General features: G+C 63.4%; 21 protein-coding genes. 19 read left to right on the top strand and 2 right to left on the bottom strand.

Annotated features, from left to right (window positions below; all coding sequences use genetic code 11):
- Positions 1-20: 20 nt before the first annotated feature.
- From AOA14_RS15290 to AOA14_RS15365, 17 genes are all read left to right on the top strand, one after another.
- The gene (locus AOA14_RS15290) at positions 21-1,238 is read left to right on the top strand and encodes an NADH-quinone oxidoreductase subunit D (protein WP_040590797.1); all 1,218 of its coding nucleotides are present in this window, start codon (positions 21-23) and stop codon (positions 1,236-1,238) included.
- Positions 1,238-1,906, top strand: a complete 669-nt coding sequence (locus AOA14_RS15295) for a complex I 24 kDa subunit family protein (RefSeq protein ID WP_062902414.1) — start codon at positions 1,238-1,240, stop codon at positions 1,904-1,906. Before AOA14_RS15290 ends, AOA14_RS15295 begins: the two co-directional genes overlap by 1 nt.
- Positions 1,906-2,067 carry a hypothetical protein gene (locus tag AOA14_RS19875; protein WP_202988282.1) on the top strand — a complete coding sequence of 54 codons (162 nt, stop codon included), beginning with the start codon at positions 1,906-1,908 and terminating at the stop codon, positions 2,065-2,067. Before AOA14_RS15295 ends, AOA14_RS19875 begins: the two co-directional genes overlap by 1 nt.
- Complete coding sequence (gene nuoF / locus AOA14_RS15300) at positions 2,067-3,356, top strand: NADH-quinone oxidoreductase subunit NuoF (protein WP_062902415.1); 1,290 nt, start codon at positions 2,067-2,069, stop codon at positions 3,354-3,356. Before AOA14_RS19875 ends, nuoF begins: the two co-directional genes overlap by 1 nt.
- Entirely contained in the window at positions 3,356-5,368 is a 2,013-nt protein-coding gene (gene nuoG, locus AOA14_RS15305) for an NADH-quinone oxidoreductase subunit NuoG (protein ID WP_062902416.1), read from the top strand. The genes nuoF and nuoG overlap by 1 nt, the downstream gene beginning before the upstream one ends.
- Positions 5,365-6,408: an NADH-quinone oxidoreductase subunit NuoH gene (nuoH, locus tag AOA14_RS15310; protein WP_062902417.1), complete on the top strand. Its 1,044-nt coding sequence runs from the start codon at positions 5,365-5,367 to the stop codon at positions 6,406-6,408. Before nuoG ends, nuoH begins: the two co-directional genes overlap by 4 nt.
- Positions 6,405-6,893 (top strand): NADH-quinone oxidoreductase subunit NuoI, encoded by a 489-nt coding sequence (nuoI, locus tag AOA14_RS15315; protein ID WP_062902418.1) that lies wholly within the window; start codon positions 6,405-6,407, stop codon positions 6,891-6,893. The genes nuoH and nuoI overlap by 4 nt, the downstream gene beginning before the upstream one ends.
- Before the next feature lie 12 nt (positions 6,894-6,905).
- Positions 6,906-7,517, top strand: coding sequence for an NADH-quinone oxidoreductase subunit J (locus AOA14_RS15320; protein WP_003051606.1), 612 nt, complete (start codon positions 6,906-6,908; stop codon positions 7,515-7,517).
- Positions 7,514-7,819: an NADH-quinone oxidoreductase subunit NuoK gene (gene nuoK / locus AOA14_RS15325; protein WP_003051614.1), complete on the top strand. Its 306-nt coding sequence runs from the start codon at positions 7,514-7,516 to the stop codon at positions 7,817-7,819. The genes AOA14_RS15320 and nuoK overlap by 4 nt, the downstream gene beginning before the upstream one ends.
- Before the next feature lie 4 nt (positions 7,820-7,823).
- Positions 7,824-9,857 carry an NADH-quinone oxidoreductase subunit L gene (nuoL, locus tag AOA14_RS15330; RefSeq protein WP_062902419.1) on the top strand — a complete coding sequence of 678 codons (2,034 nt, stop codon included), beginning with the start codon at positions 7,824-7,826 and terminating at the stop codon, positions 9,855-9,857.
- Positions 9,854-11,419: an NADH-quinone oxidoreductase subunit M gene (locus AOA14_RS15335; protein ID WP_062902420.1), complete on the top strand. Its 1,566-nt coding sequence runs from the start codon at positions 9,854-9,856 to the stop codon at positions 11,417-11,419. The genes nuoL and AOA14_RS15335 overlap by 4 nt, the downstream gene beginning before the upstream one ends.
- Complete coding sequence (gene nuoN / locus AOA14_RS15340; RefSeq protein ID WP_062902421.1) at positions 11,416-12,846, top strand: NADH-quinone oxidoreductase subunit NuoN; 1,431 nt, start codon at positions 11,416-11,418, stop codon at positions 12,844-12,846. Before AOA14_RS15335 ends, nuoN begins: the two co-directional genes overlap by 4 nt.
- On the top strand, positions 12,768-13,571 hold the full coding sequence (locus tag AOA14_RS15345; protein ID WP_082819952.1) for a biotin--[acetyl-CoA-carboxylase] ligase: 804 nt from the start codon (positions 12,768-12,770) through the stop codon (positions 13,569-13,571). Before nuoN ends, AOA14_RS15345 begins: the two co-directional genes overlap by 79 nt.
- A gap of 2 nt (positions 13,572-13,573) precedes the next feature.
- A complete protein-coding gene (locus AOA14_RS15350) occupies positions 13,574-14,359 on the top strand; it encodes a type III pantothenate kinase (RefSeq protein WP_003051630.1) in 786 nt (261 codons plus the stop codon).
- Positions 14,356-15,990 (top strand): ribonuclease J, encoded by a 1,635-nt coding sequence (locus AOA14_RS15355; RefSeq protein WP_062902422.1) that lies wholly within the window; start codon positions 14,356-14,358, stop codon positions 15,988-15,990. Before AOA14_RS15350 ends, AOA14_RS15355 begins: the two co-directional genes overlap by 4 nt.
- Positions 15,991-15,993: 3 nt before the next feature.
- Positions 15,994-16,254, top strand: a complete 261-nt coding sequence (locus AOA14_RS15360; protein ID WP_003051636.1) for a DUF1467 family protein — start codon at positions 15,994-15,996, stop codon at positions 16,252-16,254.
- Positions 16,255-16,394: 140 nt separating this feature from the next.
- Positions 16,395-16,709 carry a hypothetical protein gene (locus AOA14_RS15365; RefSeq protein ID WP_062902423.1) on the top strand — a complete coding sequence of 105 codons (315 nt, stop codon included), beginning with the start codon at positions 16,395-16,397 and terminating at the stop codon, positions 16,707-16,709.
- A gap of 90 nt (positions 16,710-16,799) precedes the next feature.
- On the opposite strand, the gene AOA14_RS15370 is transcribed toward AOA14_RS15365, so the two are convergent.
- The gene (locus tag AOA14_RS15370; protein WP_062902424.1) at positions 16,800-19,157 is read right to left on the bottom strand and encodes a coiled-coil domain-containing protein; all 2,358 of its coding nucleotides are present in this window, start codon (positions 19,155-19,157) and stop codon (positions 16,800-16,802) included.
- Positions 19,158-19,225: 68 nt separating this feature from the next.
- Between AOA14_RS15370 and AOA14_RS15375 the strand changes: the two genes are divergently transcribed.
- Complete coding sequence (locus tag AOA14_RS15375) at positions 19,226-19,522, top strand: hypothetical protein (protein ID WP_062902425.1); 297 nt, start codon at positions 19,226-19,228, stop codon at positions 19,520-19,522.
- 160 nt (positions 19,523-19,682) lie between these two features.
- The gene (locus AOA14_RS15380; protein ID WP_062902426.1) at positions 19,683-20,975 is read left to right on the top strand and encodes a hypothetical protein; all 1,293 of its coding nucleotides are present in this window, start codon (positions 19,683-19,685) and stop codon (positions 20,973-20,975) included.
- Positions 20,976-21,036: 61 nt separating this feature from the next.
- Here AOA14_RS15380 and AOA14_RS15385 read toward each other — a convergent pair whose 3' ends face one another.
- Positions 21,037-21,510 carry an Lrp/AsnC family transcriptional regulator gene (locus AOA14_RS15385; protein ID WP_003051752.1) on the bottom strand — a complete coding sequence of 158 codons (474 nt, stop codon included), beginning with the start codon at positions 21,508-21,510 and terminating at the stop codon, positions 21,037-21,039.
- Positions 21,511-21,566 lie beyond the last annotated feature (56 nt).

The following is a 21,566-nucleotide window of genomic DNA, read 5'->3' on the forward strand; positions in this document are numbered from 1 at the left end:
TCCGGCACCACGGAAGCGACATGTTCGAAGGCTATCCGGTCGATACCGCCGATACGGCGGGCGATCAGGTCGTCACCAATTACACCATCAACTTCGGTCCGCAGCACCCCGCGGCACACGGCGTGCTGCGCATGGTGATGGAACTCGACGGCGAGATCATCGAGCGCGTCGACCCGCACGTCGGGCTGCTCCACCGCGGCACGGAAAAGCTGATCGAATATAAGACCTATCTGCAGGCTTTGCCCTATTTCGACCGGCTCGACTATTGCTCGCCGCTCGGCATGGAGCATAGCTATGTGCTGGCGATCGAGAAATTGCTCGATCTCGAAGTGCCCGAACGCGCGCAATATCTGCGCGTGCTGTTCGCCGAGCTGACGCGCATCTGCAACCATATGCTCAACATCGGGTCGCACGTCATGGACGTCGGCGCGATGACGCCGAACCTGTGGGTGTTCGAACTGCGCGAGGATTGCCTCAACTTCTTCGAACGTGCTTCGGGCGCGCGGATGCACTCGGCCTGGTTCCGCCCCGGCGGCGTCCATCAGGACGTTCCCGAAAAGCTGCTCGTCGACATCGGCGAATGGGTCGACAAGCGCCTGCCCGAACTGTTCGGCGACGCGATGAGCCTCGTCATCGACAACCGCATCTTCAAACAGCGCAACGTCGATATCGCCGTGGTCAGCAAGGAAGACGCGCTGGCCTGGGGCTTCTCGGGCCCGATGATCCGCGGCAGCGGCATCGCGTGGGATTTGCGCAAGTCGCAGCCCTATGACGCCTATGCCAAAATGGAATTCGACATTCCCGTCGGCACGCGCGGCGACTGCTACGACCGCTTCATGGTCCGCGTGCAGGAAGTCTATCAGTCGGCGCGCATCATCAAGCAGTGCCTGCGCGATATGCCCAGCGGCCCGGTTGCCAGTCTCGACCGCAAGGTTTCGCCGCCCAAGCGCGGCGAGATGAAGCAGTCGATGGAATCGCTGATCCACCACTTCAAGCTCTATACCGAGGGTTTCCACGTCCCGGCGGGCGAGGTTTACGTGGCGACCGAAAGCCCCAAGGGCGAATTCGGCGTCTATCTGGTCAGCGACGGCACCAACAAGCCGTACCGCTGCAAGATCCGCCCGACGGCGTTTTCGCACCTTCAGGCGATGGATTTCATGTGCAAGGGCCACATGCTCGCCGACACCACTGCAATTATCGGCGCCATTGACGTCGTTTTCGGAGAGTGTGACCGCTGATGGCCGACGCACCGCAAATTCCCGATGAAGCCGAAGTCCGCGCGCGCTGGGGCGCTTTTGCGTGGACGAAGGAAAATGCCGAGAAGGCCAAGGCCGTTATCGCGCGCTATCCCGCGGGGCGTCAGCGCTCGGCGGTGATGCCGCTGCTTGATCTCGCGCAGCGCCAGGTCGGTGCCGAGACGCAGACGCAGGGCTGGCTGCCCGTGCCGGTGATCGAATATGTCGCGGCCGAGCTCGATATGCCGTTCATGCGCGCCTACGAAGTCGCGACCTTCTACACCATGTACAATCTCGCGCCGGTCGGCCGCTATCATGTGCAGGTTTGCGGCACGACGCCGTGCCTGCTGCGCGGGTCGGACGATGTCATGGCGGCGTGCAAGAACCGCGGGATGACCAAAGGCAAGACCACGCCCGACGGGCTGTTCACGCTGACGGAGGTCGAGTGCATGGGCACCTGCACCAACGCGCCGATGGTCCAGATCAACGACGATAATTACGAAGATCTCGACTATGACAGCATGACCCGCATCCTCGAGGATCTGGCGGCGGGCAAACAGCCCAAGACCGGCACCCAGAATGCGCAGCGTCATACGAGCGACCCCGAAGGCGGCCCGACGACCCTGAAGGACATGGTCAAGGCCAATCACGACTATCGGAAGGAATGGTGATGACCCAGAAGGACATCATCACGATCCTCGCGATCATCGGCGCGCTTGTCGTACTCGGTTTCGTGCTGCGCGTGACCTTTGTGCTGATCGGTCCGCTGCTGATCCTCGCGCTCGGTTACGTCATTTACACGATGATGAAAAACAAGGGTGGGACCAACTGATGCTCGCCGACAAGGACCGCATCTTTACCAATCTCTATGGCTATCAGCCGTGGAACCTGAAAGCCGCGGAGGCGCGCGGCGATTGGGACAAGACCAAGGATCTGATGACTCGCGGCCAGGACGCGATCATCGAGGAGATCAAGGCGTCTGGCCTGCGCGGCCGTGGCGGCGCGGGCTTCCCGACCGGCCTGAAATGGTCGTTCATGCCGAAGGAACCGCGCGCCGACCGCCCGAGCTTCCTCGTCATCAACGCCGACGAATCCGAACCCGGCTCGTGCAAGGACCGTGAGATCATCCGCCACGATCCGCACAAGCTGATCGAGGGCGCGCTGATCGCGGGCTATGCGATGCGTGCGCGCGCTGCGTACATCTACATTCGCGGCGAGTTCATCCGTGAGGCCGAGACACTCTTCGCGGCGGTGCAGGAGGCCTATGACGCCGGCCTGCTCGGCAAGAATGCGGCGAAGTCGGGCTATGATTTCGACGTCTTCGTCCATCGCGGCGCCGGCGCGTACATCTGCGGCGAAGAAACCGCGATGATCGAAAGCCTGGAAGGCAAGAAGGGCCAGCCGCGCCTGAAGCCTCCGTTTCCGGCGGGGGCGGGCCTCTACGGCTGCCCGACGACGGTCAACAATGTCGAAAGCATCGCGGTCGTCCCGACGATCCTGCGCCGCGGCGCGGCGTGGTTCTCCAGTTTCGGGCGCGAGAATAACAAGGGCACCAAGCTCTTCCAGATCTCGGGCCATGTCGAACGCCCGTGCGTCGTCGAGGAAGAGATGGGCATCCCGTTCCGCGACCTCATCGAAAAGCATTGCGGCGGCATAAGAGGCGGCTGGGACAATCTGCTCGCGGTGATCCCCGGCGGTTCATCGGTGCCGCTCGTCCCGGCGGCGCAGATCATGGACGCGCCGATGGATTTCGACGGCCTCAAGGAACTCGGCTCGGGCCTCGGCACCGCCGCCGCGATCGTGATGGACAAGTCGACCGACGTCGTTCAGGCGATCAGCCGTATCAGCTATTTCTACAAGCATGAAAGCTGCGGCCAGTGCACGCCGTGCCGCGAAGGCACCGGCTGGATGTGGCGCGTGATGGAGCGGCTGCGCACCGGCGACGCCGACATTAGCGAGATCGATACGTTATTCGACGTGACCAAGCAGGTCGAAGGCCACACCATCTGCGCGCTCGGCGATGCGGCGGCGTGGCCGATCCAGGGCCTGATCCGCCACTTCCGCCCCGAACTCGAACGCCGCATTCGCGAAAATGGCGGCGCGCTGGAGGGAGCCGAATAATGCCTAAAGTTACCGTAGATGGCGTAGAAATCGACGTGCCGCAGGGCGCCACCGTTCTGCAGGCGTGCGAGATGGCGGGGAAGGAAATTCCGCGCTTCTGCTACCATGAACGCCTGTCGATCGCCGGCAATTGCCGCATGTGCCTCGTCGAAGTGTCGCCCGGCCCGCCGAAGCCGCAGGCGTCGTGCGCGCTGCCGACCGCCGAAGGGCAGGTGATCAAGACCGACAGCCCGATGGTGAAAAAGGCGCGCGAAGGGGTGATGGAGTTTCTGCTCATCAACCACCCGCTCGACTGCCCGATCTGCGATCAGGGCGGCGAATGCGACCTGCAGGACCAGTCGGTCGCCTATGGCCGCGGTGCGTCGCGCTATGACGAGAACAAGCGCGCGGTGACCGAGAAATATATGGGGCCGATCGTCAAGACGGTGATGACGCGCTGCATCCAGTGCACGCGCTGCGTCCGCTTTGCCGAGGAAGTCGCCGGGGTCGAGGATATCGGCGCGATCTATCGCGGCGAGAATATGCAGATCACCAGCTATCTCGAGCGTGCCGTCGCGAGCGAGCTGTCCGGCAATGTCGTCGACCTCTGTCCGGTCGGCGCGCTGACCAGCAAGCCCTATGCGTTCGAGGCGCGTCCGTGGGAGCTGACCAAGACGCTGGGCATCGACATGATGGACGCGGTCGGCACCAATGTCCGTATCGACAGCCGCGGCCGCCAGGTGCTGCGCGTGCTGCCGCGCGTCAACGAGGATGTGAACGAGGAATGGGCGAGCGACAAGACGCGCCACCATGTCGATGGCCTGATGCGCCGCCGCCTCGACCGCCCCTATGTGCGCAAGGATGGCAGGCTCGTCGAGGCGAGCTGGGCCGAAGCCTTTGCCGCGATCAAGGCGGTGAACGCCGGCAAGTCGGTCGCGGCGATCGCCGGCGACATGGCCGATTGCGAGACGATGTTCGCCGCGAAGGCACTGGTGAATGCGCTCGGCTCCGACCTGCTCGAAGGGCGCCAGACGGGCCTCGCCTATGACGTCACCAGCCTGTCGGCGGTTAATTTCAATACCACGATTGCGCAGGCCGAAAATGCCGACGTGATCCTGCTCGTCGGCACCAATCTGCGCTGGGAAGCGCCGCTCATCAACACGCGCGTCCGCAAGGCGGTGTGGAAGAAGGGCGCAAAGGTTTTCGGCATCGGGCCCGAAGTCGATCTCACCTACAAGACCGAATGGCTCGGCGACGATGCCTCGCTGGTCGCGAAACTGCCCAAGGCGGCGATGGATGCGCTCAAGGGCGCCGAGCGGCCGATGCTGGTATTCGGCGGCGGCGCGCTGTCGGTGCCGGGCGTCCATGGCGCCGCGCTGGCGCTCGCCAAGAGCGTCGATGCGGTCAAGGACGGCTGGAACGGCTTCAACGTCGTCCATTTCTCGGCCGCGCGCATGGGGGCCTTGATGCTAGGCTACGCACAGCCGGGCGGGATCAAGGACATCATCGCCGCCAAGCCCAAGCTGACCTTCTTCCTGGGCGCCGACGAGGTCGATTTCGCGGCCTTCGACAAGAGCTTCAAAGTCTATGTCGGCCATCATGGCGACAAGGGCGCGCATGCCGCCGACGTCATCCTGCCGGCCGCGGCCTGGACCGAAAAGGACTTCACGACGGTCAACACCGAAGGCCGCGTCCAGCGCAGCGAGAAAGCAGTGTTCGCGCCGGGTGACGCGCGCGAGGACTGGAGCATCTTCCGCGCGCTCGCCGATGCGCTCGGCGTCAGCGTCGGCTTCGACAGCTTCGACGAATGTCGCGCGGCGATGATCGCGGCGGTTCCGGCGCTGGGCGTCGAGGGTCTGGCAGATTACGGCTGGTCGGTGCCCAAGCTCGACGCGAAGCCCGAGGCGCGTGCGATCCCGTCGCCGATCAAGGATTTCTACCTCACCAACGCCATCTGCCGCGCATCGCCGACGATGGAGCGCTGCTCGGCCGAACTGCTGCATGGCGCGGATTATGCGGAGGCCGCGGAATGACCGAGTTTTTCCAAAGCCTGGGCATGTCCTATGAATGGGCGTGGGGCATCGCCACGATCTGCGGTATTCTGCTCATCGCGCTGCCGTTGATGCTCGCGGTGGCTATGATCATCTATGCCGACCGCAAGATCTGGGCCGCGATCGCGCTGCGCCGCGGTCCCAACGTCGTCGGTCCCTTCGGACTGTTGCAGAGCTTCGCCGACGGCCTGAAAGTTTTCCTGCAGGAAACGATCATCCCGTCGAGCGCGAACCGCGGCCTGTTCCTGATCGCGCCGATCATCACCTTCACCGTGGCGTTGATGGCGTGGGCGGTTATCCCGTTCAATTCGGGCGCGGTGCTCGCCGACATCAATGTCGGGCTGCTCTACATCCTCGCGATTTCGTCGCTCGGCGTTTACGGCGTCATCCTGTCGGGCTGGTCGTCGAACTCGAAATATCCCTTCTTTTCCGCGCTGCGCGCCTCGGCGCAGATGATCTCCTATGAAGTGTCGATCGGCTTCATCCTGATCGGCGTCGTCCTGTGGGCCGACAGCTTCAACCTCAATGAGATCGTCAAGGCGCAGCAGGGGCACGGGCTGGGCTTCGTCAACGCCTTCGGCTTCAACTTGCTGCTCTTCCCGCTCGCGGTGATGTTCTTGATCTCCGCGCTCGCCGAAACCGCGCGCGCGCCGTTCGACCTGACCGAAGCGGAAAGCGAACTCGTCGCGGGCTATCAGACCGAATATTCGTCGATGAGCTTCGCGCTCTTCTGGCTCGGCGAATATGCGAACGTCCTGCTGATGTGCACGCTCAACGCGGTGCTCTTCTGGGGCGGCTGGCTGCCGCCGGTCGACTGGGCGCCGCTCTATGCCGTCCCCGGCATCATCTGGCTGTTCGCGAAAATCCTGTTCTTCTTCTTCGTCTTCAGCTGGGTGAAGGCGACCGTCCCGCGCTACCGCTATGACCAGCTGATGCGGCTGGGCTGGAAAATCTTCCTGCCGATTTCGCTGATCTGGGTGTTCCTGATCTCCGGCTATCTGATGCTGACGAGGTATTCATGAGTTACGTTGCCCATCTCGTCAAAAGCTTCACCTTGTGGGAATTCGTGAAGGCGCACGCCCTCACGCTGAAATATTTCTTCAAGCCGAAGGCGACGATCAACTATCCGTTTGAGAAGAACCCGCTCAGCCCGCGTTTCCGCGGCGAGCATGCGCTGCGCCGTTATCCGAACGGCGAGGAACGCTGCATCGCGTGCAAGCTGTGCGAGGCGATCTGTCCGGCGCAGGCGATCACGATCGAGGCCGTGCCGCGCGACGACGGTTCGCGCCGCACGACGCGCTACGACATCGACATGACCAAGTGCATCTATTGCGGCTTCTGTCAGGAAGCCTGCCCGGTTGATGCCATCGTCGAGGGGCCGAACTTCGAATTCGCGACCGAAACGCGCGAGGAACTGCTCTATGACAAGGCCAAGCTGCTCGCCAATGGCGACAAATGGGAACGCGCGATTGCGGCCAATCTTGCCGCCGACGCGCCCTATCGGTAAGGGCGCGCGGACATGATTCAACTGATCGCCTTTTACCTGTTCGCGACCATCGTGATCGCGTCGGCCGCGATGGTGATTTTCGCTCGCAATCCCGTGCATAGCGTGATGTGGCTGATCCTCGCCTTCTTCAACGCGGCGGGGCTGATGCTGCTCGCGGGCGCCGAATTCATCGCGATGCTGCTCGTCATCGTCTATGTCGGCGCGGTCGCGGTGCTGTTCCTGTTCGTCGTGATGATGCTCGACATCGATTTCGCCGAATTGCGCGCCGGTTTCGTGCGCTATCTCCCGCTGGGCGCGCTCGTCGCGATCATCCTTGCCGCCGAACTGGTGTTCGCGGTCGGCGCCTGGAGCGCCGGGGGGATCGATCTTGCGGCGCGCGCCGCGCCCGTGGTCAGCGACAAGAGCAATATCCAGCAGATCGGCGAACTGCTCTACACGCGCTACATCTTCCTGTTCGAGGCGGCGGGCATCGTCCTCCTCGTCGCGATGATCGGTGCGATCGTGCTCACCCACCGCCAGCGCGGCGGCGTGCGTGGACAGAATATCAGCCAGCAGGTGCGCCGCCGTCCCGAAGATGCGACGCGCCTCGTCGATCCGGGCGTCGGGCAGGGGATGGAACTGTGATTTCGGTCGGCCATTATCTCGCCGTTTCGGCGGTGCTGTTCACGCTCGGCGTGCTCGGTATCTTTATCAACCGCAAGAATATCATCGTCATCCTGATGGCGATCGAGCTCATTCTGCTTGCCGTGAATATCAACCTCGTGGCGTTCAGCGCCGCGCTGGGTGATCTGGTGGGCCAGGTCTTTTCGATGTTCGTGCTGACCGTTGCCGCGGGCGAAGCCGCGATCGGTCTCGCTATCCTTGTCATTTATTTCCGCGGCCGCGGCACCATCGCCGTCGACGATGCCAACCGGATGAAGGGGTAAGCCGGTGATTCAGGCGATCGTTTTCCTGCCGCTGCTCGCGGCGCTTGTCGCAGGTCTGGGCCAGCGCACCATCGGCACCACCGCAGCAAAGCTCGTGACCACCGGTGCGCTGTTCGCAAGCTGCGCGCTGAGCTGGTCGATTTTCCTGTCCTTCGTCGCGGGAACGGGCGAAGCGGGTGTCACGCCGGTGCTGCACTGGGTTTCGTCGGGCGCGCTCCAGTTCAACTGGGAATTGCGCGTCGACACGCTGACCGCGGTGATGCTGGTCGTCATCACGACCGTTTCGGCGCTCGTCCACCTCTATAGCTGGGGCTATATGAGCGAGGACCCGGATCAGCCGCGTTTCTTCGCCTATCTGTCGCTCTTCACCTTCGCGATGCTGATGCTCGTGACCGCGAACAATCTCGTCCAGATGTTCTTCGGCTGGGAAGGCGTTGGTTTGGCGTCCTATCTGCTGATCGGTTTCTGGTACAAGAAGCCGAGCGCCAATGCTGCAGCGATCAAGGCGTTCGTCGTCAATCGCGTCGGCGACCTCGGCTTCATGCTCGGCATCTTCGGCACCTTCCTGGTGTTCGGCACCGTCTCGATCCCCGAGATTCTGGCCGCCGCGCCGGGCATGGCCGGATCGACGATCGGCTTCCTCGGCCACCGCTTCGACACGATGACCGTGCTCTGCCTGCTGCTGTTCATCGGCGCGATGGGCAAGTCGGCACAGCTTGGCTTGCACACCTGGCTTCCCGACGCGATGGAAGGTCCGACCCCCGTGTCGGCGCTGATCCACGCCGCAACGATGGTCACCGCGGGCGTGTTCATGGTCTGCCGCCTGTCGCCGATGTTCGAAGCCGCGCCGGTCGCGGCGGGCGTCGTTACCTTCGTCGGCGCCGCCACCTGCTTCTTCGCCGCGACCGTCGGCACGACCCAGTGGGACATCAAGCGCGTCATCGCCTATTCGACCTGTTCGCAGCTCGGCTACATGTTCTTTGCGGCGGGCGTCGGCGCTTATGGCGCGGCGATGTTCCACCTGTTCACGCACGCCTTCTTCAAGGCGCTGCTTTTCCTGGGCGCGGGGTCGGTCATCCATGCGATGCACCACGAACAGGACATGCGCTATTATGGCGGCCTTCGGAAGCATATCCCGCTGACCTATTGGGCGATGTTGATGGGGACGCTGGCAATCACCGGCGTCGGCATTGCGGGCGTGGCGGGTTTCGCCGGTTTCTATTCGAAGGACGGGATCCTCGAGGCAGCGTTCGCTGCTGGCGGTGGCGGCCAGATCGCCTTCTGGGTCGGTATTTTCGCCGCGTTGCTGACGAGCTTCTACTCATGGCGTCTCGTCTTCCTGACCTTCTATGGCAAGCCGCGGTGGGAGCAGAGCGAGCATATCCAGCATGCGGTGCACGACGATCATGGCCACGGCCATGACGATCACGCCCATGCGCCTCACCAAGACGCGCACGGCGATGGCACGGCGGGCTATCATCCGCACGAAAGCCCGATCAACATGCTGATCCCGCTGGGCGTGCTGTCGCTCGGCGCGGTGTTTGCGGGGATGCTCTTCAACCACCAGTTCATCTACCCGGAAGAGGGCGCGGCTTTCTGGAAGGGCAGCTTGGCGTTCAACGAACATTTGATGCACGCGGCGCACGAAGTGCCGCTGTGGGTCAAGTGGATGCCGTTCACGGTGATGGCGATCGGCCTGTTCCTTGCCTGGAACAGCTATATTCGCAACACGACGCTGCCTGCGCGGTTCGTGGCGCAGTTCTCGCTGCTGCACAAATTCCTGTTCCACAAATGGTATTTCGACGAGCTCTACAACTTCCTCTTCGTCAAGCCGGCGTTCGCGATCGGCCGCTTCTTCTGGAAGCGCGGGGATGAAGGCACCATCGACCGTTTCGGTCCCAATGGTGTGGCGGCACTCATCCAGGGGGGCACCCGGCTCGCGGTCCGGCTGCAATCGGGTTATGTTTATGGATATGCGTTCGTGATGCTGCTCGGTCTTGTCGGCCTCGCCAGCTGGGCCATGGTGAAGTTCCAGTGAGCGGTCTTCCGATCCTTTCGCTGATGCTGGCGGTCCCTGCGGTCGCCGCCATCGCCTGTGTCTTCGCCGACGATCGCAACGCGCGCCTGATCGCGCTCGCGGCGACGCTGATCGACTTCGCGCTCGGCGTCATGCTGTGGGCGAATTTCGATATCGGCGGCGCGCAGTGGCAGTTTCAGGAGATGCATCGCGGCATCTTCGGCCCGTTCAACTATGCGCTCGGCATTGACGGCATCGCGCTGGTGCTGATCATGCTCAGCGTCTTCCTGATGCCGTTGTGCATCCTGGCGAGCTGGCAATCCGTGACGAAGCGCGTCGGCCTCTACATGGCGATGTTCCTCGTCATGGAAGTGGTGATGATCGGCGTCTTTGCGGCGCAGGATCTGCTGCTCTTCTATATCTTCTTCGAAGCCGGCCTGATCCCGATGTATTTCATCATCGGCATCTGGGGCGGCGCGAACCGCATCTATGCGGCGTTCAAATTCTTCCTCTACACGCTGCTCGGCTCGGTGCTGATGCTGATTGCGATGATCGCGATGATCCGTGAAGCGGGGACCACCGACATCCCGACGCTGCTCGTCTATAATTTCCCGCCGGAAATGCAGACGTGGCTGTGGCTCGCCTTTTTCGCCAGCCTCGCGGTGAAGATGCCGATGTGGCCGGTCCATACCTGGCTTCCCGACGCGCACGTCCAGGCGCCGACGGCGGGTTCGATGATCCTGGCGGGCGTGCTGCTCAAGATGGGCAGCTATGGGTTCATCCGGTTCATGATGCCGATGTTCCCCGATGCCTCGGCGCAGCTGATGTGGATCGTCTTTGCGCTGTCAATGATCGCGGTGGTCTACACCAGCCTCGTCGCGCTGGTGCAGAGCGACATGAAGAAGCTGATCGCCTATTCGTCGGTCGCCCACATGGCGATCGTGACCGCGGGCCTCTTCGCCTTCAACCAGCAGGGCATCGAAGGCGCGATGATCATCATGCTCAGCCATGGGGTCGTTTCGGCCGCGCTCTTCTTCTGCGTCGGCGTGATCTATGACCGGCTGCACACGCGCGAGATCGACCGCTACGGCGGCCTCGCGGTGAACATGCCGGCCTATGCGCTGTTCTTCATGCTCTTCACCATGGCGTCGATCGGCCTTCCGGGGACCAGCGGCTTCGTCGGCGAATTCCTGAGCCTCGCCGGTATCTACGAAGCGTCGAGCTGGGTCGCGCTGGTTTGCACGACCGGGATCATCCTGGGCGCCGCCTATATGCTTTACCTCTATCGCCGCATCGTGTTCGGCGAACTGACCAAGGACGATGTGAAGGCCATGCCCGACATCAATCCCCGCGAATGGGCGATTTTCGTGCCGCTGGCCGCGGTGGCGCTGTGGATGGGCGTCTATCCCGAAAGCTTCCTCGCCCCGATCCGCGGCGACGTGACCACGGTGGTCGCGCGCCTTGCGCCCGCCAAGCCCGCCGGCGATGCCCACGTCACCGCCGGCAAGCCCAAGGCGGCGCACGACGCGCATGGAGAGGCCGCCGCCGCCGGCGAAGCGCATCATGCGGGAGGCGTCCAATGACCGCCGATCTCGCCCTCATCTGGCCCGAACTGATCCTGACGATCGGCGGGCTCGTTACGCTGCTGCTCGGCACCTTTGGTGGTGACCGTCAGGTTGGCCTTTATCAGCTCGCGGCGCTCATCACGCTCGCTGCCGCGGCGGCGGCGGTCGTCGCGATGTTCGGGACGCAGGCTTCGGTCTTTTCGAATACGCTGGAAGTCGACGCCTTCGGCGGCTTTGCCAAGCTGCTCATCTATGCCGCAAGCTTCATCTGCATCCTGATCGCGCCGCCCTTCTTCAAGGACGCGATGCGCGCCGAATATCCGGTGCTGATCCTGTTCGCGGCGCTCGGCATGGGTATCATGGCGTCGGCGCGCGACCTGATGACGCTCTACGTCGGGCTCGAGCTCAACAGCCTTGCCGCCTATGTGCTTGCCAGCTTCATGCGGTCGGACGACCGGTCGAGCGAGGCGGGGCTCAAATATTTCGTCCTTGGCGCGCTGGCTTCGGGGATGCTGCTTTACGGCATTTCGCTGCTCTACGGCTTTTCGGGAACGACGCAGTTCGCCGGCATCGCGCAGGCGATGGGCGGCGGCATGAACAACGGTCTGCTGTTCGGCCTCGTCTTCGTGATCGCCGGTCTGGCGTTCAAGATCAGCGCGGTGCCCTTCCACATGTGGACGCCCGACGTCTATGAAGGCGCGCCGACCCCGGTGACGACCTTCTTCGCCAGCGCCCCGAAGGTCGCGGCGATGGCGCTCATGACGCGCGTCGTCATCGAAGCCATGGGTCCGGCGACCGCGGCGTGGCAGCAGATCATGATCTTCCTCGCGCTCGCGTCGATCATCCTCGGCGCTGTCGGGGCGATCGGGCAGAAGAATATCAAGCGCCTGCTTGCCTATTCGTCGATCAACAATGTCGGCTTCATGCTCGTCGGCCTGGCCGCCGGCACCCAGCAGGGCGTCGAGTCGGTGCTGACCTATCTGCTCGTCTATGTCGTGACGACGATCGGCAGCTTCCTCGTCGTGCTCCAGCTGCGCGATACCGACGGCAATCCGATCGAAAGCATCCCGGCGCTCGCAGGCTTTTCGCAGCGCCGCCCGGGGCTTGCCGCGGCGATGGCGGTGTTCCTGTTCAGCCTCGCCGGCATTCCGCCGCTCTTTGGCTTCTGGCCGAAATATCTGGTGTTCCAGGCCGCGGTCGATGCCAATCTGCTGCCGTTGGCGATTGCCGGGATCGTCGCGTCGGTGATCGGGGCCTTCTATTACATCGCGGTCATCAAGACGATGTACTTCGACGACAAGTCGGAGGTTGAATTCGGTACCGGCGGCGTCGTGGTCGAGGATGCGGTCATTACCGCCAGCGCCCTGTGGCTGTCGGTCGTCGGCTATTTCTTCATTCCGGTGCTGGCGGTCGTCTCCGCCACCGCGGCTGCGGTGCTGTTCTGATCCCGCCGATCGAGCGGGTCGCGCAGACAGGTTCGACCAACGCCGACCTGCTGGCGCGGCTGGCGGCGGGCGAGCATGTCGGCGAGGGGCATTGGCTCGTCGCCGACCGCCAGACCGCCGGACGCGGGCGGCTGGGCCGCGCATGGGGCGATGGCCTCGGCAATTTCATGGGATCGACGGTGGTGCAGTTGCGCGCCGGCGACCCGCTCGCCGCGACGCTGGCGCTGGTCGCCGGGGTCGCGCTGGCGAAGACGATCCGCGCGCTCGCGCCGGCGATCGACTTCCAGCTCAAATGGCCGAATGATGTCCTGGCCGACGGTGCCAAATGCTCGGGCATCCTGCTCGAACGCAGCGGCGACAGCGTAGTGATCGGGATTGGCGTCAATCTGGTTTCCGCGCCCGATCTGCCCGACCGTGCCACCGCATCGCTCGCCGAAAAGGGCGCGGCGATCGACCGCGACCGCTTTGCCGATGCGCTGGCGGTCGCCATGGCCGATGCGCTCTGGACCTGGCGCCAGGAAGGCGTCGAAAGCATCGTGCGCGCCTGGTTGCCGCTGGGGCATCCCGTGAGCACGCCGCTACATGTGTCCGAACAGGTACTCGACGGATATTTCGACGGCCTCGCGCCCGACGGAGCGCTGCGCTTGCGCGGCGCCGACGGGGAGGTCATGCTGGTGCATGCGGGTGACGTCGAATTGCGGCGACCCGTAGAGGAGGGGACATAACCGTGCTGCTCGCGATCGATGTCGGCAACACCAACGCGAAATTCGCTGTTTTCCGCGACTCGATGGCGGTCGCGCGCTGGCGCATCGCGACCGACGACCGGCGCACCGCCGACGAATATATGGTGTGGCTCGATCAATTGCTGCGGCTCGAAGGGCTCGACCGCGCTGAAATCGACGCCGTGATTATCTCGACCGTCGTGCCGCGTGCGCTCCACAATCTGCAACTTCTCGCCGACAAATATTTCGGTGTCGAGGCACTCGTCGCCGGGCGCGAACCGGTAAGCTGGGGCATCGCGCTCAAGGTCGACGAGCCGCAGGCGGTGGGCGCCGACCGCGCCTGCAACGCCATTTCGGCGCAAGCGATCGAGCCGGGCAGGGACAAGCTGGTCATCAGCTTCGGCACTGCGACGACCTTCGATCATATCGGGCCCGACGGTGCCTATCTCGGCGGCATCATCGCGCCCGGGGTCAATCTGTCGCTCGAAGCGCTCGTCAATGCCGCTGCCAAGCTGCCACGCATCGCGATCGAGGCACCGGCGTCGAACAGCGTCATCGGCCGCACCACCGAAAGCCAGATGCTGATCGGCGTCTATTGGGGCTATGTCGGGATGATCGAGGGGCTTATGCACCGCATGAAGGCGGAAATCGGCAAGCCTGTCACCGTCATCGCGACGGGCGGGCTCGCGATATTGTTTCAGGAACAGGCGCATCTGTTCGACCGGGTCGAACCCGATCTGACGCTCAACGGGTTGATGCACCTCTATAATCAGAGAGGCATTTCGGCATGACCGTTCCCGGCAAGGAACTGCTTTTCCTCGCGCTCGGCGGCTCGGGAGAGATCGGCATGAACGCCAATCTCTATGGCTGCGACGGCAAGTGGATCATGCTCGATCTCGGCGTCAGCTTCGGGTCGCAGGATTATCCCGGCATCGACATCGTCATGCCCGACCTTGAGTTTATCGAGGATCGCAAGGCCGACCTGCTCGGCATCATCCTGACCCACGGGCATGAGGATCATATCGGCGCGATTCCCTATCTCGCCGCCGACCTTGGCGTGCCGCTCTATGCCAATCGTTTCACCGCCGGCCTGATCGCGCACAAGCTCGCCGAGAAAGGGCTGGAGAAAGAGGTCGAGCTGAAGGTTGTCGATATCGATGCGCAGTTCCGCATCGGCCCGTTCGGTATCCGATTGATGCCGCTCGCCCACTCGATCCTCGAGATGAGCGCGGCGGTGATCGATACGCCCTATGGCCGCGTCTTCCACACCGGCGACTGGAAGCTCGACGACGATCCGGTCATCGGCACACCGTCGAGCGCCGCGGCGCTGACCGCGGTGGGCGATGAAGGCGTCGATGTGCTTGTCTGCGATTCGACCAATGCTTTCAATGCGCAGGCATCGGGTACCGAGGGCGGCGTGCGCGATGGTCTGCTCGCCGCCGTCGGCGCGGCGAAGGGGAGGGTGGTCGTCACCACGTTCGCCTCCAACGCGGCGCGCCTCGACACGCTGGGGCAGGTCGCCAAGGCCACCGGGCGCACCCTGTGCGTCGCGGGGCGGTCGCTCGATCGCATTTTGGGCGTTGCACGCACCGCGGGGTATCTCAAGGATTTCCCGCCGACGGTCGACTTCGACGAAGCGATGCGGCTGCCGCGCGACAAGGTGATGATCGTCGCGACGGGCGGGCAGGGCGAACCACGCGCCGCGCTCGCGCGCATCGCCGAAGGGATTCACCAGATCAAGCTTGAGGCAGGCGATACGGTCGTCTTTTCGTCGAAGCAGATCCCGGGCAACGAGATTGCGATCGGGCAGATCATGAACCAGCTCGCGGCGCGCGACATTCTGACCGTGACCGAAAAGCAGGCGCATATTCACGTCAGCGGCCATCCGGGGCAGCCCGAACTTGCGGCGCTTTATGGCTGGCTGCGTCCCAGGCTGATCGTGCCGGTGCATGGCGAGATCCGCCATATGCACGAACAGGCGCGTTTCGCTCTCGAACAAGGCGTCCCCGACGCGCTGGTGCAGGAAAATGGCGATCTGGTGCGCTTGGCCCCCGGTTCCGCTCATATCCTCGAGCGCGTGCGCTCGGGCCGACTGATCCTCGACGGCGACGTGATCCTGCCCGCCGATGGCGAAACGATCAATGAGCGGCGCAAATTGTCCTTCTACGGCCAGATTTCGGTCGCGGTCGTGCTGTCCAAGGGCAAATTCGCGGACAGTGCGATCCAGTATCGCGGCGTACCGGTCGAGGACGAGCGCGAGGTCTTTCTCGACGAAATGAACGCCGCTGCAGAAAAGGCAGCCAAATCCCCGGCGCGCGACCGCGACGCCCTCAAGGAAGCGATCCGTCTTGGCGTCCGGCGCATCGCAACCGACTGGACCGGCAAAAAGCCGATCGTCGATGTGCTGATTCTGGATATCTGACCGATGAAATGGACCTCGGCGCTCGCCATCTACCTGCTTATCTGGGCGTTCAGCACCTTCTTCGTACTGCCCTTCCACGGCCGCCGTGCCGAAGATGATGCCGTGCCCTTGATCGATGGCCAGGAACCGGGCGCACCCGCGCGCTTCCACCCGCTGCGCATTCTGATCCAGATCACGATCGTCGCCACGATCGCCTTCGGCCTCTTCTATGTCGCCTATATCAACGGCTGGACAAACCCTGACGTCCTGAGCGGCCGCGCCTGACGCGACGCGGGCAGCGGCTTCGGGTCGAAGGGCCGGTTTGGGGTGGAGAGCAGAAAGGCGGCTTTCGGCCTTAGATCGGTGCAAAAGGGACGTTAAGACTGATTGCCTATGCCCCTACCGAGCCGCTTCGGAGCCAGACCGTGTTTGACGTTCATCTAGACATATCACTGTTCACCACGAACGCCGCGTTTGGCATGATCTCAGGCAGCATGCGCTTACCCCTGATTCCTCAGGTCGGCGATGTATTGTCATTCCGGATTACAAGGTCGGTCGAAGCCTTCTGCGACACCCACCCATTCACCGGAGTTTTGCGAGTCACTAATCGGATCATCAGCCCAGATGGGGTCAGTGTCGCTCTGGAGGATTTGACCGCCGCGACACCCGGAGATGCTCAGTCGATAATTGAAATTTTCGAAGAAAATCACGGGCTAAAGGGAGATGTTTGGGAAAACTAACGACGGCTATTAGGATCGTTGGTACCTTGGAATGACGACCACAATTGGTCGTAGCAGGCCCATCCACTGCCGCGCGCCCCGGTTCCGCAATCAGCTCCGCAGGCGGTCGATCGCCTGTGCCAGTGCCACGTAAAGCTTGCCGATGTCCGACGACAGCAGCGTCACGCTGATCGCGGATCCGTCGCGCGCGCCGATCAGCAGGCGCAGCATCGCTTCGAAGTCATGGATGAACTGATTGACTGCTGCGTGGAAACCATCGTCATTCTGGTAGAGGCGCAGAATTTCCTTGGTTTCGCTGTTGTCGAGCAGCTTCACCGCGCGCCGCGCGAAGATGCCGCGGTCTCCCTTCAGATAGGCGTCCCACGCGGCGTCGCTGACCTCACTCGACATCACCTTGGTAATATCGATCGCGCTAGATTTGAGCGCTTCGGTGAGGATACCGACCTGCTTTGCGAGCGAATCCCGGTCCGATGCGGCGATGGCCTGCTCGGCTTCGGCGACGCGCTGTTCGACGCTGGCGCTGGTGTCCATGATCGTAATGAGCTGGCGCATGAGCCGATCGGCGGCGCCATTCGCCGCTTCCACCGCGCGCTGCGAGGCATCCTCGACCGCCTTGAGCTGCGCCGTCACTTCGGTCTTGAACGCCGCGTCGATGGCCTCGGTCGCGGTCGCCTGCATCGCATCGCGGGCATTCCCGACCAGTCGCTCGAGCGTCTGCCGCGCTTCGTCGGCTGCGGATTCGGCGGTGGACTTAACTTCGGCGAGGGTAGCGATCATGCGCGCGCCGCCCTGATCGGCAAAATCGTCCGCCCCCGCACGCAGCCGGGCCAAGGCCGCATCGGCGTCGGCAAGCGCTGCGTTGACCCGGTCGGTCAGCGCCTGTTGGCTTTCGCCATGCTCGGCCATCTTGGTTTCATTCGCCTGCAACGTCGATTTGACTGCGTTGACGTGTGACAAGGTCGATTGCGCAACGAGTTCGGAGGCTTCAAGCAGCGGCTTGATCTGCCCGAGCGCACCTTGGGTCGCCTTGCCGTGCAAGGCCATGCGGTCGAGCGCATGCGGCAGCGTTTCGTCGAGTTCGCGCGTCACCGCATCGAGCGCGAGCAACAGCGACTCGGCGTGAGTGATAAGCTGATGCGCCGAATTATTGCCGGTCTGCACATCGGCGATGAAGGCGCCCAGTTGGGCCTTGGTATCGTCGATCGCGCGACCGATGACACCGGTGCTGGCCGATACGCTGACATCGAGCACCTCGAGCTGCTGCCGCGTTTCGGTGACATGCGCCGTAATCCGCGCCGCCAGTTCCTCGCTCGCCGTGCCATGCGCCGCGAGCTGGTCGCCAAGCGCCGCGCCGGCTGCTTCTGCCGACGCAAGACGTGCATCCATCTGGTCTGCGGCGGCATCGACCCGGTCGCGATATTGCTGCCAGGTGGTATCGAGGCGCGCGCCCAGATTATCGACCGTCGTCTGTAGCGTATCGCGGATCGAGGCCGAGGATTGGGTGATTTGGGCCAGCGCGACGCCATGCGCGTCGGTGACTTGCGACGCCGCGGCAATCAGCCCCGATTCGGTTTCCTGCGTCTGCTGTTGCAGCGCGCCGAGCGCTTCGTGGAGGCCCGCTGCGGCGGCTTCGCCGGTCCGCGCGGCCTTGGCCGCCTCTTCGCCGAGTTCGGCGAGCTTGGCTTCAAGATTCGCGCCCTGCTGATGTGCGACGAGCCCCGCTTCGCGGAAATTGACCGCGAGCCGCTGCGCCACATCGTCGATGCGCGGCAGCCCGGCGAGCAGGCCGTCCATGCGCTGCATCGCGACGTCGCCCGATCGCGCGAGCTGATCGTGGGCATTGGCGATGACCGACGCATTGGTTGCGAGCTTGTCGCTGCTGTCGTTGAGCCGGAGCACGGCATCGACGCCCAGCTGCTGAACATTGCGCGCCTGTTCGGAAAGCTGACGCTGAGCCTCGCCGAGTTTCTCGCCAAGCACCGCCATCGATTGCGCAAGCGCATCATTTTCATGGCGCAGCGCCGCGGCGAGGCGAGCAAAGCGAGCCTGTTCGGACCGGCTCGACCGCAGCAACGCCATCCAGAGCAGAGTCAGCAAAACGAGCGGCATCGACAGGGTCGCGACAAGCGCCGGCCATTGATCGAGCGCGACCGGACGCGCAAAACCCTTCGTCGCGGTAAACAGGGCGAACAGGCACCAGCCGAGGCCGATGATTACCAACAGCGTCGGCATCAGCCGGTCGCGCCACGCGCCGCTCTGCGGATCGGGCATATCGTCGTCATCGGTCGCGACCGGCGTCATATCGAGCCATTCGCGCTCGACCGGAACCTCGGCTTCGAGGGCGGACGCGGCTTCACTCGCCGGTGCATCGGTCTGCGCCGGCTGCTCATTCTCCCGGTTTGCCGCGGACTCCCGCCACAGACCGACGATTTTCTTTTCCCCCGTCATCAGGCCATCTTAGCATCAAATGCCCGCCATGAAACGGAAACTTAACCATGGGCTGTCAAGGCTGTGGAATGTCGTTCGACAGCGGCCCTCTCGATCGCTTTCTCTCTTCGGCCATCGGCGACGATGCGGCGATGGCGATGGATCTGCGCGCCGTTTTTGCCGACAGCGCCCACGAGCTAGCCGACCTGATGCGCCGGTCGCGCTGCGATGCCAATTGGCATATGGCGGCGCTGCGGCTCAAGAGCCTCGCCGCGACCTTCGGCGTCATCTCGCTGATTGAGCTAGCGGAAGGCGCGATGGCCGGGGTCCCGGGCGATCCGGCAGTGCTGCGCGATATCAACGCCGCCATCGACGCCATCGGCTGACCCGGTTTCGGGTTCAAACGCCGTTCAGGCGGCAATCCCCATTGGAAATATCGACTGTGGTCGTCTTGCCATGGCAACGCGACGGGGCTAGCCGCGTTGCTGAACGTGGCCGGACCTGTTCGTGCGGGAAACCGGCGGCCGATACAAAGGAGAGATTTCGATGTTCAAGCGTTTCCGCCAGACGTCCGCAACCGCCGTTACCGCCGTCCTCGGCTGCGCCCTGATTGTCGCCGCGCCCGCCGCCGCGAAGGAAAAGCCGAAAAAGGAAGAAGAGCAGAAGGGCGCGCAGCTCAAGCCCAGCAAGGAATTCAGCCCTGCGCTCAAGAAGCTGACCGAGGCGGCGAAGGCCAAGGACATGGCGGCCCTCGAAGCCGCACTCGCCGAAGGGCAGGCGAGCGCGACGAGCCCCGACGACAAATATCTCGTATCTTTCTACGAACTCCAGCTCGGAATCGGCAAGACCGACAAGGCGATCCAGGGCAAGGCGCTCGACGGCATGCTCGAATCGGGCCTGACGCCGCCGGAAAGCCTGGCCGCCTATAATTTCTTCTCGGGCAATTTCGCCTATGGCGACAAGGATTATGCGAAGGCCGTCAAGCGTCTGGAAGCAGCAAAGGCCGCCGGTTCGACCGAGCAGGGCCTGTCGGTTCTTCTGATGGACAGCTATCTCAAGCTGAACCAGGTCGATCAGGGGCTTGCTGTTGCGAAGGAAGCAATCGCTGCTGCGCGTGCCGCGGGCCGTGTGCCGTCGGAAGAACTTTATGTTCGTCCGGCAGGCGCCTTGCAGGCGGCGAAGCGCAATGGCGAACTGCTCGATATGCTGGCGATGCGCCTGCAGGACTATCCGCAGCCGGTGATTTGGCGGAACACGCTTTTCATCCTGCTGCAGCAGGAAGCGAGCGACAAGGTCATGAACCTCGACACGTTCCGCCTAATGCGTGCAACCAAGTCGATGACGCAGCGTCCCGAATATCTTGAATATGCCGCGCTGGCGACCGAGGCGGGCTATCCGAGTGAAGCGGTTGCCGTGATCAAGGAAGGCCAGGCTGCGAACGTCATCCAGACGTCCGACGAGCGTTTCAACACGATCCTCGAATCGCAGGAACCGCGGGCCAAGGCCGACGCCGTCGCGCTCAAGGCCGACGCGGCCAAACCCGCAACCGCGGCGAACCCCAAGCTGGCGCGCCAGACCGCCGACGGCCTTGTCGGCATCGGCGACTATGCGACCGCGATCTCGCTGTATGAAAAGGCGGCTGCCGGCGGCGACCCGCTTGCGCAATATCGCCTCGGCGTGGCGCAGGCTCTCGCGGGACAGAAGGATGCGGCGATCGCCAGCTTCGCAAAGGTGCAGGGTGACCGGGCACGTCTGGCGAAACTGTGGACCATCCACCTCTCGGCAACAGCGCCCGCTGCAGCCGCAGCAGCGGCTCCCGCAGCCGCACCGGCGAACTGATCGGACATAAAAAAGGGCGCCCTCCCGCTGGGGAGGGCGCCCTTTTTCGTGCGCGCCGCGATTATGGCTCGACCGGGATGCCGGCGAGTTGTTTGGCGGTGCGAATCGTAAGCGACGTCTTCACGCTCGTGACATTCGGTGCCGAGGTGAGATGCGCCGTCAGGAACGACTGAAAGCTCTGCAAGTCGCGCGCGACGACCTTCAGCAGGAAGTCGATTTCGCCGTTGAGCATGTAACATTCGCGCACTTCGGCCAGCCCGCCGACATAATCCTCGAACGCCTTGAGGTCGGATTCGGCCTGACTGCGCAGGCTGACCATCGCGAAGACGGTGATCCCGTAACCCAGCTTCGCGGCATCGAGATCGGCGTGATAGGATCGTATCACGCCCGACTCCTCCAGTGCGCGGACGCGGCGCAGGCACGGGGGAGCCGTCAGCCCCACCTGCTGTGCCAATTCCACATTGGTTATCCGCCCATTTTTCTGCAGCTCGTTGAGGATCTGCAAATCAATTTGATCGAACTTCTGGCTTGCCATCATTGAAACATCCGCTTTCCCCGATTGCCCTCACCATAATATTATTTCAGGCGATT

This window comes from Sphingopyxis terrae subsp. terrae NBRC 15098 (assembly GCF_001610975.1).
GTDB classification, from domain to species: domain Bacteria; phylum Pseudomonadota; class Alphaproteobacteria; order Sphingomonadales; family Sphingomonadaceae; genus Sphingopyxis; species Sphingopyxis terrae_A.